Raw genomic sequence first — 1,554 nt, forward strand, 5'->3', positions numbered from 1 at the left:
CCGCGTCGGGGGCGGCGGCCCGCTGCCCCCGGGCCGACGGCGAGCCCGCGGGGGGGGCGGCCCCCGCGCCCGCGAGCCACTCGGCGCCGGAGAGCAGCGAGCCCCGGCCGAGCTCGGCGGCGGTGCCCGAGGCCATCAGGTAGCCGCGGTCGCCGCCGCGGGCACGCGCGATCCGCTCGGGGTGGGCGAGCGCCACGACCAGCCCGGCCGCGGCCTCGTCGGTCACCCCGGTGGTCCCGCCGCCGTCCTGCCGCAGCCGCCGGGTCTCGTCCCGCCAACGGCGCGCGTACGGGTCGTCGGCGCCGCGCACGCTCCGCCAGACGGCGAGCAGGTCGTCGCCGAGGGCGCGCGGCGGCTCCTCGGAGAGCAGCGCGACGAGTTCGGCGGCGCGGCGGGCGCCGACCAGCTCGGTGCCGTCGAGGAGGGCGCGGGCGAGCCGGGGGTGCAGTCCGGTGCGGGCGATCCGCCGGCCGCGGTCGGTGGCCCGGCCGTCCGCGTCCACGGCGCCGAGGGCCCGCAGGGTGTCGCGCGCCGCGGCCATCGCACCGGCCGGCGGCGGGTCGGGCAGGGCGAGGCCGCGGGCATCCGGGTCGCCCCAGCAGGCGGCCTGCAGAGCGAAGCCGGTGAGGTCGGCGAGAGCGATCTCGGGCGTGGGGAAGGGCTGCGCCCGGGCGTCCTCGACCTCGGCCCAGCAGCGGTAGACGGTGCCCGGGGCCTCGCGGCCCGCCCGGCCGGCCCGCTGCCGGGCGGCGGCGAGCGAGGCGCGGACGGTGACCAGACCGGCGAGACCGCGGGCGTGGTCGGTGCGCGGCTCCCGGGCGAGCCCGGAGTCGACGACGGTGCGCACCCCGGGCACCGTCAGCGAGGACTCGGCGACCGAGGTGGCGAGCACGACGCGGCGCCGCCCGCCCGGGGTGAGCGCGGCGTCCTGGACGGCCTGCGGGGCCTGCCCGTGCAGCTGCAGCACCTCGGCGCCGCTGCCGAGCAGTCCGGCGACCCCGGCGATCTCGCCGACGCCGGGCAGGAAGCAGAGCACGTCGCCCTCGCGCTCGGCGAGCGCCCGGCGGACGGTGGCCGCGACGTGGTCGAGCAGCAGCGGATCGGTCCGGGTGCCGTGCGGCGGCCGGACGGCGCGCGGCGGGGGAGCCCACACCACGTCGACGGGGTGGGAGAGACCGTGCGCCTCGACCACCGGCGCGCCGCCGAGCAGCTCCGCCCAGGCCGCGGTGTCGGAGGTCGCGGAGGCGCAGACCAGTTGCAGCTCCGGCCGCAGCGCCGCCCGGACGTCGAGCAGGAAGGCGAGCGCGGTGTCGGCGTCCAGGTGCCGCTCGTGGCACTCGTCGAGGACGACCGTGTCGACGCCCGGCAGTTCCGGGTCCCGCTGCAGCCGCTGCAGCAGGACACCGGTGGTGACCACCTCGACCACCGTCCGCGGCCCGACCCGCCGCTCGCCGCGGACGGTCAGGCCGACCTGCTCGCCGACGGCGCCGCCGAGCAGCCAGGCCATCCGGCGGGCCGCCGCGCGCACCGCGAGCCGGCGCGGCTCCGCGACCA

Annotated in this window: 1 protein-coding gene; it reads right to left on the minus strand. The window is 80.8% G+C overall.

Annotation, left to right across the window (positions count from 1 at the left end):
- Positions 1-1,554, minus strand: a 1,554-nt coding sequence (locus KSNIM_RS28075) for a helicase-related protein (RefSeq protein ID WP_263108137.1), incomplete at both ends; no start/stop codon positions are given.

Origin of the sequence: Kitasatospora sp. DSM 101779, assembly GCF_025655475.1 — a bacterium.
GTDB lineage: Bacteria > Actinomycetota > Actinomycetes > Streptomycetales > Streptomycetaceae > Kitasatospora.